Source organism: Streptomyces sp. NPDC090994, assembly GCF_044768905.1.
Classification (GTDB): Bacteria; Actinomycetota; Actinomycetes; order Streptomycetales; family Streptomycetaceae; genus Streptomyces.
The window spans coordinates 179,970-192,329 of record NZ_JBIVWS010000015.1 but is presented as its reverse complement, the minus strand read 5'-3'; the positions used below and the strand labels follow the sequence as shown (position 1 = coordinate 192,329).

Sequence of the window (12,360 nt, the reverse complement as noted above, 5' to 3'; positions counted from 1 at the left end):
CGGACGTGTTCGCCGGGGGCGTGGCGTCCGTTGTAGAGGTTCCACAGTTCGGGCCGCTGGCGGCGGGGGTCCCACTGGGAGAACTCGTCGCGCAGCGAGAACACCCGTTCCTTCGCGCGGGCCTTCTCCTCGTCGCGGCGTCCGCCGCCGAAGACGGCGTCGAACTTCTCGCTCTGGATCTTCTCGGTGAGCGGGACGGTCTGGAGCGGGTTGCGGGTGCCGTCGGGGCGTTCCTTGAGGATGCCGCGGTCGATGTAGTCCTGGACGGAGGCGACGTGCAGGCGCAGTCCGTGCTTGTCGACGGTCCGGTCGCGGTACTCCAGTACCTCGGGGAAGTTGTGTCCGGTGTCGACGTGGAGGAGGGAGAAGGGGACCGGGGCGGGGGTGAAGGCTTTCAGCGCGAGGTGGAGCATGACGATGGAGTCCTTGCCGCCGGAGAAGAGGATCACCGGCCGTTCGAACTCGCCCGCGACCTCGCGGAAGATGTGCACCGCCTCGGACTCCAGCGCGTCCAGGTGCGAGAGGGCGAAGTCGTTCACACCAGCCCCCGCTCCGCCAGCACCGCGTACACGGTGTCGGCCGACTCCGCCGGAGTCTGCTCCTGCGTCCGCAGCACCAGCGCCGGGTCGGCCGGCGGCTCGTAGGGGTCGTCGACCCCGGTCAGCCCGGTCAGCTCACCCGCCGCCTGCTGGGCGTACAGCCCCTTCACATCGCGCTCGCTGCACACCTCGACCGGCGTGGCGACATGCACCTCGATGTACGGCGTCCCGCTCGCCTCGTGGCGCTTGCGGACCGCCTCCCGGCTGTCGGCGTACGGCGCGATCACGGGGACGACGGAGAGCACGCCGTTGCGGGCGAGGACCTCGGAGACCAGACCGATGCGCTGCACATTGGTGTTGCGGTCCTCCCGGGAGAAGCCGAGGCCCGCCGAGAGGAAGCGGCGGATCTCGTCGCCGTCGAGCACCTCCACCCGGCGTCCCTCCGCCTTCAGCCGGTCACCGAGCAGCCGGGCGATGGTCGTCTTGCCCGCGCTCGGCAGCCCGGTGAGCCAGACGGTGGCTCCCAGCGGTCTTGCCGTGGTGGTCATGCGCAACAGTCCTCTTCTCGTTCTCTGCCCCCGTGGACGACCTCACGGACGGTAGGTAAGAAACTTGAGAAGAGGCACAGAGAAACCTGAGGGTTGCGTGAGTGACGCGCGTTGTGCGTGAGGTCACAGGACCATGTGGCCAGGTCATAGGGTCATGTGGCCAGGTCACAGGACCATGTGGTCAGGTCACAGGTCCGCGAAGACCGCCCCCGCGTCCCGCAGCCGCGCGTGCAGCGCCCGGAACACGGCGGCCGAGCGGGCGCCCGGCCAGTCGTCCGGCAGCAGGCGCGCGGGCAGGCCGGGGTCGGCGTAGGGCAGGCGGCGCCAGGAGTCCAGGGCGAGCAGGTAGTCCCGGTAGGCGTCCTGGGGCGGGGTGTCCGGGCGTTCCTCCCAGTCGCGCAGTACGCGCGCGTGGCGGTCGAGGAACGCCTCGTGCTCCTTGGCGATCGCGGCCAGGTCCCACCAGCGGGCCACCGCCTCGGCGGTCGGCGCGAACCCGAGGTGCTCGCCGCGGAAGAAGTCCACATAGGTGTCCAGCCGCAGCCGGCCGAGGACGTGCCGGGTCTCCTCGTACAGCCGGGCCGGGGCGATCCACACCCCGGGGGCGGCGGTGCCGAAGCCGAGGGCGGCCAGGCGCGAGCGCAGTATGTGCCGCTTCTGCCGTTCCGACTCCGGCACCGAGAACACGGCGAGCACCCAGCCGTCGTCGGCCGGGGGATCGGTGGCGTAAATGCGCCGGTCGCCGTCGTCGAGCAACTGCCGGGCCTCGTCGGACAGTTCGTATCCGGCCGCGCCCCGGGCGGTGCGGGCGGGCAGCAGCAGGCCGCGCCGTTTGAGACGGGACACCGACGAGCGCACGGACGGCGCGTCCACCCCCACCGCCGCCAGGAGCCGGATCAGCTCGGCGACGGGGACCGGGCCCGGCGCGTAGCGGCCGTACGCGCCGTAGAGCGTGACGATCAGGGACCGTGGTGCATGCTGGTCGGACACGTTGATCATCTTAGGTCGTCGGCATCACTGCCGGTCACCCCCTGTTTCCCTGCCGGTCGGCGACTCCGCGTCCCCGCGGGCCGATGGTTCCGCGTACCCGTCGGCCGGCAGCCGGAACCGCTGGAGTTTGCCGGTCGCCGTGCGCGGCAGCGCGGTGCGGAACACGATCTCGCGCGGGCACTTGTACGGCGCCAGCTCCGCCCGTACGAAGGCGCGCAGCGCCTCGGCGTCCCGCTCGGCGCCGTCCTTCAGTACCGCGAAGGCGACCACGACCTGCCCGCGCCGCGCGTCCGGCCGCCCCACCACCGCCGCCTCGACCACGTCCGGGTGGCGCAAAAGCGCCTCCTCCACCTCCGGCCCGGCGATGTTGTACCCGGCCGAGACGATCATGTCGTCGGCGCGGGCGACGTACCGGAACCAGCCGTCGGGGTCGCGGACGTAGAGGTCCCCGGTGATGTTCCAGCCGCCGCGCACGTACTCCCGCTGCCGCGGATCGTCGAGATAACGGCACCCCACGGGCCCGCGCACCGCGAGCAGCCCGGGCTCCCCGTCCGGCACGGGGCGGCCGTGCGCGTCCTGCACCTCGGCCTGCCACCCCGGCACCGGCACACCGGTCGTGCCGGGCCGGATCAGCTCGTCGGCGGCGGAGACGAAGATGTGCAGCAGTTCGGTGGCGCCGATGCCGTTGATCAGGCGCAGCCCGGTGCGCTCGTACCAGGCCCGCCAGGTGGCGGCGGGCAGGTTCTCCCCGGCGGAGACACAGCGCCGCAGCGACGACAGGTCGTGCGGGCCCGGTGCGGCGAGCATCGCGCGGTACGCGGTCGGCGCGGTGAACAGCACCGACACCCGGTGCTCGGCGATCGCGGGCAGCAGCTCCCGGGGCCCGGCCCGCTCCAGCAGCAGGGAGCAGGCCCCGGCCCGCATCGGGAAGATCACCAGCCCGCCCAGGCCGAAGGTGAAGCCGAGCGGCGGACTGCCGGCGAAGAGGTCGTCCGCGCGGGGCCGCAGGACGTGCCGGGAGAAGGTGTCGGCGATCGCCAGCACGTCCCGGTGCAGGTGCACGCACCCCTTCGGGCGCCCGGTGGTCCCCGAGGTGAACGCGATCAGCGCCACGTCGTCGGCGGCGGTCTCCACGGCCGGGTACGGCGTCGAGGGCGCCGGACGGCGCAGCAGGTCGTCGGGGGAGTCACCGCCGTACGTCGTGATTCGCAGCCCCGGGACCCCGGCCTCGGCGAGGTCGCCCACGCACCGTATGTCGCACAGGGCGTGCCGTACGCGGGCGATCGCGCACATCCGGCTCAGCTCGGACGGCCGCTGCTGCGCGAGCACGGTCACCGCGATCGCGCCCGCCTTGAGCACCGCCAGCCAGCAGGCGGCCAGCCAGGGGGTGGTGGGGCCGCGCAGCAGCACCCGGTTGCCGGGGACCACGCCGAGGTCACGGGTGAGCAGGTGCGCGAGCCGGTCCACCCGGGCGCGCAGCTCGCCGTAGCTCCACACGTCACCGGACGGGGTGCGGAAGACCGGGCGGCCGGCACCGGCACCGCCTTCGAGCAGTTCGGTGGCGGCGTTCAGGCGGTCCGGGTAGCGCAGTTCCGGCAGGTCGAAGCGGAGGTCGGGCCACTGGTCGGGCGGTGGCAGCCGGTCGCGGGCGAAGGTGTCGACGTGGGCGGTGGCGGTGCTCCGGGGATTCATGACGGTGCGCCCCCTGCTCGTGGTGAGCTCGCGTCCGCGCAGCGTATCGCGTCCGTGACGGCGGTCAATACGCCGCGATAGCCTGGGAGTTGGGGCCCGGCAGGCAGAGCAGATAGAGCAGACGGAGCAGACGGAGCAGACGGAGCAGACAGACAGGGAGACCGTCGATGGGGGACCGCCGATGACGGCATTCGCGCTCACGCCGGAACAGTCCGCCTGGTGCGCCGAGTTGCGCGCCCTGGCCGCCGAACGGCTGCGCCCGCTCGCCGACCGGGGAACGCCCGGCCGGGTCAACCGCCCCCTGGTCGCCGCCCTCGGCTCCCTCGGCCTGCTCCCGCGCCTGTTCACCTCCCCGGCCCTCGACCTGTGCCTGATGCGCGAGTCCCTCGCGTACGCCTGCACGGAGGCCGAGACCGCCCTCGCCCTCCAGGGGCTGGGCGCCCATCCGGTGCACGCCCACGGCACCGAGGCCCAGCGCGCCCACTGGCTGCCGCGCGTCGCCGACGGCACGGCGGTGGCCGCCTTCGCCCTCACCGAACCGGGCGCCGGCTCGGACGCGGCGGCCCTGTCGCTGGCGGCCCACCGGGACGGCCCGGCCGGCTGGCGGCTGACCGGCGAGAAGTGCTGGATCTCCAACGCCCCCGAGGCCGACCTCTACACCGTCTTCGCCCGGACGACCCCCGGCGCCGGCGCCCGCGGCGTCACCGCGTTCCTGGTCCCCGCCGACCGCCCCGGCCTCACCGGCACCCCCCTGGAGATGCTCTCCCCGCACCCCATCGGCACCCTCGCCTTCGACGGCGTACCGGTGACGGAGGACGACGTGCTGGGCGAGCCGGACCACGGCTTCCGGGTGGCGATGGACACCCTGAACCGGTTCCGCCCCAGCGTCGGCGCCTTCGCCGTCGGCATGGCCCGGGCCGCCCTGGACGCCACCGTGGCCCACACCCGCGCCCGCGACGCCTTCGGCGGCCCGCTCAGCGCCCTCCAGGCCGTCTCCCACCAGGTCGCCGAGATGGCCGTGCGCACGGAGGCGGCCCGCCTGATGGTGTACGCGGCGGCGACGGCGTACGACGCGGGGGCGCCGGACGTCCGCGCACGCGCCGCGATGGCCAAACTGCTGGCCACGGAGACCGCGCAGTACGTCGTCGACCGCGCCGTCCAACTGCACGGCGCGCGCGCCCTGCGCCGCGGCCACCTCCTCGAACACCTCTACCGCGAGGTGCGCGCCCCCCGCGTCTACGAGGGCGCGAGCGAGGTCCAACGGGACATCATCGCCCGCGAGTCGTACACGCGAGCCGAGGGGGACGCATGAGCGCCGAGCGCGTGAACCCGCCCGCCCTCGCCCCGCCCGCGGGCTTCTCGCACGCCGTCGTCGCCACCGGCACCCGCGTCGTCTTCCTGGCCGGCCAGACCGCGCTGGACGCCGAGGGGAAGGTGACCGGACGGACCCTCCCCGAGCAGTTCGACACGGCACTCGCCAACCTGCTGACGGCCCTGCGCGCGACCGGCGGCACCCCCGCCGACCTGGCCCGGGTCACCGTCTACGCCACCGACGTCGCCGCCTACCGCGCCCAGGCCGCCGTACTGGGCCGGATCTGGCGCGAGCGGATGGGCCGCGCCTACCCGGCGATGGCCGTCGTCGAGGTCGTCCGGCTGTGGGACGAGACGGCGCTGGTCGAACTGGACGGGTTCGCGGTCCTGCCGTAGCACCGTACGGGCGTACGGGCATACGGGCATACGGGTGCACGGGTGTACGGGGTTCAGGCGGCGGCCGTCAGTCGGCCGGCGTGGACGCCGGTGCGGTCGCGGCGCGGGGACACGACCGGCACGGTCCGGCGACGCCGCCCCCCTCACGAGGGACGCGCCACCGAAGGGGTGACGGTCACACCGAGTGCCGCACCCGGCGGGTACCAGTGGAAACCCCACTCTTCAGGAGGTTCCCGTGTCCTTGAAGTCCGCGCTGGCGCGTCCCGCCCTGTGCGCCGCCCTGCTCCTGCTGACCGCCGCCCCCGTGGCCCAGGCCGCCCCCGCCGAGCAGACCGGCACCGTCCCGCCCGCCGTCGTCCCGTCCGGCAGTGGCACGGTGACGGTCGACCCGACCGGCCGCATCGCCCCCGACGGCACCGTCACCCTCGCCGGCACCTACCGCTGCGACGCCGCCCGGGGCCTCGCCTTCGTCAGCGCCTCGGTCAGCCAGGACGCCGGCACCGTACGGTACGGCCTGCGCGGCACCCGGGCGGTGTGCGACGGGCAGGTGCACCCCTGGGCCGGCTCGGGCAGACCCACGTCAGCGAACGCCGCACCGGCCCTGAAGCCGGGGCCCGCCCAGGTCGAGGCGACCGTGGTGGAACTGCGCCCCCTGATCCTCCCGCTGCCCACCATCCACGCCTGGCAGCGGCAGGACGTGACCCTGGTACAGGGCTGACGGAAGGCGGCCCCGGCCGGCGGGACCGTCGCCGCCGGCCGGACCGGTCAGCGCTCCCGCGCCACGAGGTCCCGCGCCGCCGGGTGCGGCAGGACGGTCGCCGCCGGGGCCCCGTAGATCTCCTGCCGCCACAGCGCGTCGCACAGCCGGGTGATGCCTCCGGTCAGGTGTCTGCGGTACGTGCTGAAGGGCAGTCCCAGTCGTTGGGCGACCACCTGCTGGGTGGGCATGCCCTTGGTGAGGTAGGTCCGGGACACCGCGCGGTAGTACTTCTCGCCGCCTGCTTCCGAGCGCAGGCCCTCGACCGCGTCCGCCAGGATCTGGGGGAGGGTGCGGCCGGTGCCCGCTGTCAGTCTGCTGCGGGTGAGCGGGTTCGCGGACCATTCCCGGGGGCGGAAGAACGTGCGGAGCGCGTCGCGCAGCGCGGCGTCGAACTCGGGGCGGGACAGGACGGTGAACTCCGCGTCCGGCGGCACCTCCTCGCCGCCCGTCCCGACGGTGCGCGACCCGTCCCGGACGTGGGACAGCATCAGCCGGGTCTTCTCCTCCGCCCAGGCCCACACCGGCTGGACCCGCCAGTCGATGGCGAACAGCGTGTAGGTCAGGGCGCCCACCCGGGGCCGCTCCGCGACGGGGCGCAGCCCGAGGCTGGTCATGTACGGCGTCCAGAACGTCCCCGTCCGTACGGCGACGTACATCCACGCCACCCGGCCCTCGGACTTCGCGGCCTCGGCCAGGGTCCGCCACTGGTGGAGGTTCTCGACCGGGGAGATCTTCGGGTACTCCGGCGCCGTCACCGAGAAGCGGGCCAGCGCCACGTGCTCGCCGTCGCGGAGCGGCCGGGTGGCCCGCGCGTGGTTCCAGGCCGCCTCGGCCACCGGGTCGTGGAACGCGCGCGGGGCCTCGTCGAGCCGCAGCCAGGCGGAGAAGCCGACCGCCTTGTTCTCACGCGCGGTGCGGCACATCCGGAACGCGTCCGGGCGGCGTTCCAGCCACGCCGCCGCCAGGGCGGCCGACTCCTCGCCCTCGACCTCGGTCACCAGTGCCTCGACCCGCCGCCGGTCCTCCGCCTCGTACGGGGTGAGCCGTACCTCGCCCGCCTCCCGCCAGCTGTTGAAGTCGGACATGTACCGGTCGTCGCGGTACAGGAAGAGGAAGGAGCGCACGGCGGACAGCGTCCCGTCCGCGGGTGTGGTGCGGATCTGCTCGAACAGGTGCCGGCCGAGCCGCCCGTGCAGTTCGGCGTAGCCGTCCGGGTCGCGCCAGCGCAGGTCCTCCTCCAGCGCCTGGCGGACCACGTCGTGCGGGAAGAGGCCGTCCTGCGCGGACTCGATGAACGGGAGCGTGCGCAGCCAGGCGAACAGGGCGGCGGCGTCGTCGCCGAGGACGACCCGCAGCAGTGTCTCCGTGGTCACGTGGACGCGGGCGCACACCTCCAGCGCCCGGCGGTGCAGCGGTGAGGGGACCTCGCCGACCAGCCGGGAGAGCAGGGTCGCCACGACATCCATGCTGGGTTTCCAACGGGTGGCGGTAGGGGCGGGTTCGCGCACCGCCACCGCGGCGGCCAGGGCCAGGGCGAGCGGATGCCCGCCGGTGAAGGCCAGCAGCCCGGCCTGGTCCCGCCGGGGTACTCCTCGGGCGCTGAGCAGGGCGGTGGCCTCGTCCGGGGACAGATTGCGCAGTGCCATGCGGTACAGCAGGTCCGCCCACCCCGGGTCGGAGGTCCACTCCGTGTCCGGTGCCTGCCGTCCGGCGATCACCGCCACCGCGCCGTCCGGCAGCCTGGGCAGGAACCTGTCCCGCAGCCAGCCCTCCAGCCCCTGGCAGCGTTCGAAGGTGTCGATGACCAGGACCGTGCCGTCTTCGGTGAGCGCCGCCCCGGCCTCCCGCTCGAACGCCTCCGGCGTCGGCTGGACCGTACGGCCGTCGATCTCCAGCACCGGCCGGCCGCCTGCCCGCGCCTCGGCCGCGAAGCGACGCAGCAGCATCGACTTGCCGATGCCCCCGGGCCCGTGCACGAAGAGCACGGCCGGGGCTCCCTCGTCACCGGCCAAGGCGGCGCGGAAGACGGCGAGTTCCGCTGTCCGCCCGGTGAACCCCCGGTCACGTCCGCGCCGCAGGCGGCCCGCTATGACGTGGGGAGCACTGCCGGTCACGTGGGTCTCCTCCTGCCGTCGCCGCTCGCTCACTGGTCGTCGGCGTTACTGACTTCGCATCATACACCGATCAGAGGGGTTACTTGTGAGGGGTAACTCGCGCAATGTCTATGGTGGTTGGCGCGCCTGGTGCAGGAATGAGCGTCTTGGACACCTCCTTAGTGGGTGTCCTGATCATGGTCAGGCGTTGTCCAGGGCCGCGAGGACCTCCTTCGCGGTGGTCGCGCTGGACTGCGGGTTCTGCCCGGTGATCAGGTTGCCGTCGACGACGACGGTGTCCGACCACGGCGCGCCCGCCCGGACGTGCGCGCCGCGCTCGCCGAGGCGGTCTTCGACGAGCCACGGAGCGGCGTCGCCGAGGCCGCCCTGCCGCTCCTCCTCGTTGGTGAAGCCGGTGAGGCCGCGGCCGGCGAACAGGAACGCCCCGGCGCTGTCGGTGGCGCTGAGCAGGGCGGCGACGCCGTGGCACAGCGCGGCGACGGTCCGGCCCCGCTGGTCGGCCTCGGTGAGCAGGGCGCCCAGCGCGGGGTCGTCCGCCAGGTCGGTCATCGGGGCGTGCCCGCCGGGCAGGTAGAGCGCGTCGTAGTCGGCGGCCTCGACCGTGCCCAGGTCGAGCGGCGCGTCGAGGTCGGCGGCGATGGAGTCCAGGTAGGCGCGGAACTCGGCCCCGTCGGCGGCCCGCACGCCGCCGCGCTCGTCCAGCGAGACGGGGTCCACGGTGGGGCGCGCTCCGGCGGGGGTGGCGATGTCCACCTGGTGGCCCGCCTCGACGAGCACCTTGTGGGACACGGCCACCTCCTCCGCCCAGTAGCCGGTGGGGTGGGCGCTGCCGTCGGCCAGCACCAGGGTGTCCGCGGCCGAGACGATCATCAGGATCTTCGCCATGACGGTTTCCTCCGGGTTCGGTTCGGGTTCGGTGGGTGTCGGAACGCCATCCACTTTCCATCAGGATCCCGTTGGCGTCAGAAGCCTTCCATAAGCCTTCTTATGTACGGTGCTTGCATGAGCGACCTCGATCTGCTGGCGAGCTTCCTGGAGATCTACCGCCGCGGATCACTGACCGCCGCTGCCGCCGCCCTCGGCGTCTCCCAGCCCGCCGTCAGCGGGCAACTGGCGCGCCTTGAGGAGCAGATGGGCACCGTGCTCTTCGAACGCTCCCGGCGCGGGGCCGTGCCGACGGCGCGTGCGCACGACCTCGCCCGGCGCGTCACCGCTCCCCTGGACCAGTTGCGCGGTGCCCTGGCCCAGGACGCCGACGGCCAGGCCCATCGGGGTACGGTCCGGCTCGGCGCGGCGGGGGAGCTGACCGCCTCCCGGTTGATACCGGCCCTGGCGCCGCTGGCCGGCGGCGGCCTGCACCTGGACATCACCCTCGGACTGGCCGAGGACCTGCTCACCGCCCTCGCCGACGGGGAACTGGACCTGGTGGTCTCCTCCGTCCGCCCCTCGGCCGGCCGGCGCGGACTCGCCGCCGTGCCGTTCGTCGACGAGGAGTTCGTTTTGGTGGCGACCCCCACGACGGCCCGCTCGGTGGATCAGGACTGGCTGGCCGAGGATCCCCTGGCCGCCCTGGCCCACCTGCCGATCGTGGCCTACAGCCGGGAACTGCCGATCGTCCGCCGGTACTGGCGCAGCGAGTTCGGCCACCGGCCGCCCAACCCGGTCTCGGTGATCGTGCCCGACCTGCGGGCCGTGCTGGCCGCCGTCGTCGCCGGCGCCGGGATCTCCGTGCTGCCCCGCTACCTGGCCGACCCCGCCCTGGCCGCCGGCTCGCTGGAACTGCTGCACCACACGCAGATCCAGCCGCTCAACACCCTCTATCTCGTCACGCGTTCCGGTCCCACGCCGGCGCCCGTGGTCCTGGTGCAGCGCCAGTTGCACCGGCAGGCCGAGACCTGGGGGCCCCTGTGAGGCGGACCGTCCGCCCCCGGTGACAGACCGGCCGACGCGGGCGCGCTCACCGGGTCAGGCGGCGCAGCTCGCCCTCGTACAACTCGGCCGGGTCGAAGCCCATGCCGGTGAAATGGCCCGCCAGTTCCAGGGAGAGGAGGCCGTGCAGGCGGGTCCAGAAGACCAGGGCGCGGCGCAGGGCGGCCGGTGGCGCCGGGTGGTCGGCGGCCCATTGCCGGTGCTCGGCCAGGTGGGCCTCCAGGCGGGCGTCGGGGCCGGTGTCGGAGCCGGGGCCGGAGCCGGGGCCGGGGCGGCCGTCGGCCGGGGTGCCCACGGCCGTGCCGGTCATGCGCTGGGCGGCGTCGAGGAGGGAGGCCATGATCTCCGCGGCGATCGCGGTGATGTCGTCGGGCGCGTGGTAGCCGGGGACCGGTGTGCCGTAGACGAGGAAGTAGCGCTGGGGGTCGTCCAGTGCCCAGGCGCGCAGCGCGTGTCCCAGTACGGCCAGATCCGAGCCCGGCGCGGCGGCGGCGGAGCGGACGGCGTCGGCGAGACTGCGGTACGCGTCGCGGATCAGCTCGGTGATCAGCTCGTCCCGGCCGGCGAAGTACCGGTAGAGCGCGGGGCCGCTCATGCCCATCTGCTTGGCGATGGCGTTCAGTGACAGCCCCGGCGCCCCCGCCGCGGCGATCTGCTCCCAGGCGCGCTCCTTGATCTCGGCCCGGAGCTGGGTCCGGTAGCGCTCGCGGGGGGTCTCCTTGCCGACGGCGGTCATGTGCTCGTCCCTTCCCTGTCGGATCACCGGCTCACCGGCTCCCGGGGCCGCACGAGCGGTTCGCACACGCTCATGGTTAGACCCTATTACGAAAGCTCTTGACCGTCACTCCGCGATGGAGTTATAACCTCTAGCGAAAGTACTAGCCGCTAACCGCCGCTGGTGAGGGGTCGATGGAGGTCGCCATGAACACTGGGGAAATGATCGAGGTCGTGCTGCCGGGCAAGGTCGAGCCGGAGGGACTTCAGGTGCGGCGGGGAGCCGTCCCGGCCCCCGGTCCGGGCCAGGTCGTCGTCCGCATGGAGGCGACCGGCGTCTCCTTCGCCGAGCAGCAGATGCGCCGCGGCCGCTACTACGACCAGCCGCCGTTCCCCTTCGTCCCCGGCTACGACATGGTCGGCACCGTCCTCACGGCCGGAGACGGGGTCGCGCCGAGCCTGGCCGGCACCCGGGTGGCCGCGCTGCTCAAGGTCGGCGGCTGGGCCAGCCACGTGGTCGTCGACGCCGCCGACGTGGTGCCGGTGCCGGACGGGATCGGCGCGGCAGAGGCGGAGACCCTGGTCGTCAACGGCATCACTGCCTGGCAGATGCTGCACCGTCAGGCCCGCGTCCGGGCCGGGCAGACCGTCCTGGTGCACGGCGCCAACGGGGGAGTCGGCTCGGCCCTGACCCAGCTCGCCCGGGCCGCGGGCGCCGACGTGATCGGCACCGCTTCCGCGCGCCACCACGACGCCCTGCGGGAAAGGGGAGTGACCCCGGTCGACTACCGCACCGAGGACATCCCCGCGCGCGTCCGCCAACTCGCCCCGGGCGGCGTGGACGCCGTCTTCGACCACGTCGGCGGCCGCGGCGTCGTCGACTCCTGGAGGCTGCTCGCGCCCGGCGGCACGCTCGTCTCCTACGGCACCGCCTCCACCCGCGACGACGAGGGCTCCAAGCAGTGGCCCGTGCTCAAGCTGCTGGGCCGGGTGTGGCTGTGGAACGCCCTGCCCAACCGCCGGCACGCCTACTTCTACAACGTCTGGGCCGGCCGCGCCCTGTCCAAGGACCGGTTCCGGGCCCGGCTGCGCGCCGACCTCACCGAGGTCTTCGAGGCGCTCCGGCGCGGCGACATCACCGCCCGGATCGCCGCGGAGCTGCCCCTCACCCAGGCCGCCGAGGCACTGCGGCTGGCCGAGTCCGGCACCGTCGCCGGCAAGGTCGTCCTGCGCGCCTGACGCCCCGACGCGCAGCACGGACCGGCACCGCGGACCCGTATCGCGGACCCGTATCGCGGACCCGTATCGCGGACCGGCACCGCGGACCCGCATGGCGGACCGGTACCGCGGACCCGTATCGCGGACCG

12 protein-coding genes are annotated in these 12,360 nt (G+C 73.8%); 5 read left to right on the top strand and 7 right to left on the bottom strand.

The features are described from left to right. The 4 genes from cysD to ACIQR3_RS27165 all read right to left on the bottom strand — a co-directional run. Positions 1-539: sulfate adenylyltransferase subunit CysD (gene cysD / locus ACIQR3_RS27180; RefSeq protein WP_403543256.1), on the bottom strand; the 539-nt coding region annotated here is incomplete at its 3' end. Next, a complete protein-coding gene (cysC, locus tag ACIQR3_RS27175) occupies positions 536-1,087 on the bottom strand; it encodes an adenylyl-sulfate kinase (protein ID WP_403543255.1) in 552 nt (183 codons plus the stop codon). The genes cysC and cysD, both read right to left, overlap by 4 nt. Before the next feature lie 186 nt (positions 1,088-1,273). Next, positions 1,274-2,086: a PaaX family transcriptional regulator C-terminal domain-containing protein gene (locus ACIQR3_RS27170; RefSeq protein WP_403543254.1), complete on the bottom strand. Its 813-nt coding sequence runs from the start codon at positions 2,084-2,086 to the stop codon at positions 1,274-1,276. Between the two features lie 15 nt (positions 2,087-2,101). Then, positions 2,102-3,769: an AMP-binding protein gene (locus tag ACIQR3_RS27165; RefSeq protein WP_403543253.1), complete on the bottom strand. Its 1,668-nt coding sequence runs from the start codon at positions 3,767-3,769 to the stop codon at positions 2,102-2,104. Between the two features lie 181 nt (positions 3,770-3,950). On the opposite strand from ACIQR3_RS27165, the gene ACIQR3_RS27160 reads away from it, so the two are divergent. The 3 genes from ACIQR3_RS27160 (at position 3,951) to ACIQR3_RS27150 (ending at position 6,194) form a co-directional block, all read left to right on the top strand. After that, positions 3,951-5,081, top strand: a complete 1,131-nt coding sequence (locus ACIQR3_RS27160; RefSeq protein WP_403543252.1) for an acyl-CoA dehydrogenase family protein — start codon at positions 3,951-3,953, stop codon at positions 5,079-5,081. Then, positions 5,078-5,476: a RidA family protein gene (locus ACIQR3_RS27155; protein WP_403543251.1), complete on the top strand. Its 399-nt coding sequence runs from the start codon at positions 5,078-5,080 to the stop codon at positions 5,474-5,476. Before ACIQR3_RS27160 ends, ACIQR3_RS27155 begins: the two co-directional genes overlap by 4 nt. Positions 5,477-5,711: 235 nt before the next feature. After that, positions 5,712-6,194 carry a DUF6299 family protein gene (locus ACIQR3_RS27150; protein WP_403543250.1) on the top strand — a complete coding sequence of 161 codons (483 nt, stop codon included), beginning with the start codon at positions 5,712-5,714 and terminating at the stop codon, positions 6,192-6,194. Positions 6,195-6,241: 47 nt separating this feature from the next. On the opposite strand, the gene ACIQR3_RS27145 is transcribed toward ACIQR3_RS27150, so the two are convergent. Both ACIQR3_RS27145 and ACIQR3_RS27140 read right to left on the bottom strand, forming a co-directional pair. Continuing rightward, a complete protein-coding gene (locus ACIQR3_RS27145; protein ID WP_403543249.1) occupies positions 6,242-8,350 on the bottom strand; it encodes an ATP-binding protein in 2,109 nt (702 codons plus the stop codon). 180 nt (positions 8,351-8,530) lie between these two features. After that, positions 8,531-9,235 carry a type 1 glutamine amidotransferase domain-containing protein gene (locus ACIQR3_RS27140; protein ID WP_403543248.1) on the bottom strand — a complete coding sequence of 235 codons (705 nt, stop codon included), beginning with the start codon at positions 9,233-9,235 and terminating at the stop codon, positions 8,531-8,533. A 117-nt stretch (positions 9,236-9,352) separates the two neighbouring features. Between ACIQR3_RS27140 and ACIQR3_RS27135 the strand changes: the two genes are divergently transcribed. Beyond that, the gene (locus ACIQR3_RS27135; protein ID WP_403543247.1) at positions 9,353-10,261 is read left to right on the top strand and encodes a LysR family transcriptional regulator; all 909 of its coding nucleotides are present in this window, start codon (positions 9,353-9,355) and stop codon (positions 10,259-10,261) included. 46 nt (positions 10,262-10,307) lie between these two features. On the opposite strand, the gene ACIQR3_RS27130 is transcribed toward ACIQR3_RS27135, so the two are convergent. After that, positions 10,308-11,015, bottom strand: coding sequence for a TetR/AcrR family transcriptional regulator (locus ACIQR3_RS27130; protein ID WP_403543246.1), 708 nt, complete (start codon positions 11,013-11,015; stop codon positions 10,308-10,310). Between the two features lie 185 nt (positions 11,016-11,200). Between ACIQR3_RS27130 and ACIQR3_RS27125 the strand changes: the two genes are divergently transcribed. Further along, positions 11,201-12,232 carry a medium chain dehydrogenase/reductase family protein gene (locus tag ACIQR3_RS27125; protein WP_403543245.1) on the top strand — a complete coding sequence of 344 codons (1,032 nt, stop codon included), beginning with the start codon at positions 11,201-11,203 and terminating at the stop codon, positions 12,230-12,232. Positions 12,233-12,360: the final 128 nt, after the last annotated feature.

Bases quoted from the DNA above. Each gene is read 5' to 3' on its own strand.
- ACIQR3_RS27160 (WP_403543252.1), top strand. From the start codon at position 3,951: ATGACGGCATTCGCGCTCACGCCGGAACAGTCCGCCTGGTGCGCCGAG.
- ACIQR3_RS27140 (WP_403543248.1), bottom strand. From the start codon at position 9,235: ATGGCGAAGATCCTGATGATCGTCTCGGCCGCGGACACCCTGGTGCTG.
- cysC (WP_403543255.1), bottom strand. From the start codon at position 1,087: ATGACCACCACGGCAAGACCGCTGGGAGCCACCGTCTGGCTCACCGGG.
- ACIQR3_RS27135 (WP_403543247.1), top strand. From the start codon at position 9,353: ATGAGCGACCTCGATCTGCTGGCGAGCTTCCTGGAGATCTACCGCCGC.
- ACIQR3_RS27155 (WP_403543251.1), top strand. From the start codon at position 5,078: ATGAGCGCCGAGCGCGTGAACCCGCCCGCCCTCGCCCCGCCCGCGGGC.
- ACIQR3_RS27170 (WP_403543254.1), bottom strand. From the start codon at position 2,086: ATGATCAACGTGTCCGACCAGCATGCACCACGGTCCCTGATCGTCACG.
- ACIQR3_RS27130 (WP_403543246.1), bottom strand. From the start codon at position 11,015: ATGACCGCCGTCGGCAAGGAGACCCCCCGCGAGCGCTACCGGACCCAG.
- ACIQR3_RS27125 (WP_403543245.1), top strand. From the start codon at position 11,201: ATGAACACTGGGGAAATGATCGAGGTCGTGCTGCCGGGCAAGGTCGAG.
- ACIQR3_RS27165 (WP_403543253.1), bottom strand. From the start codon at position 3,769: ATGAATCCCCGGAGCACCGCCACCGCCCACGTCGACACCTTCGCCCGC.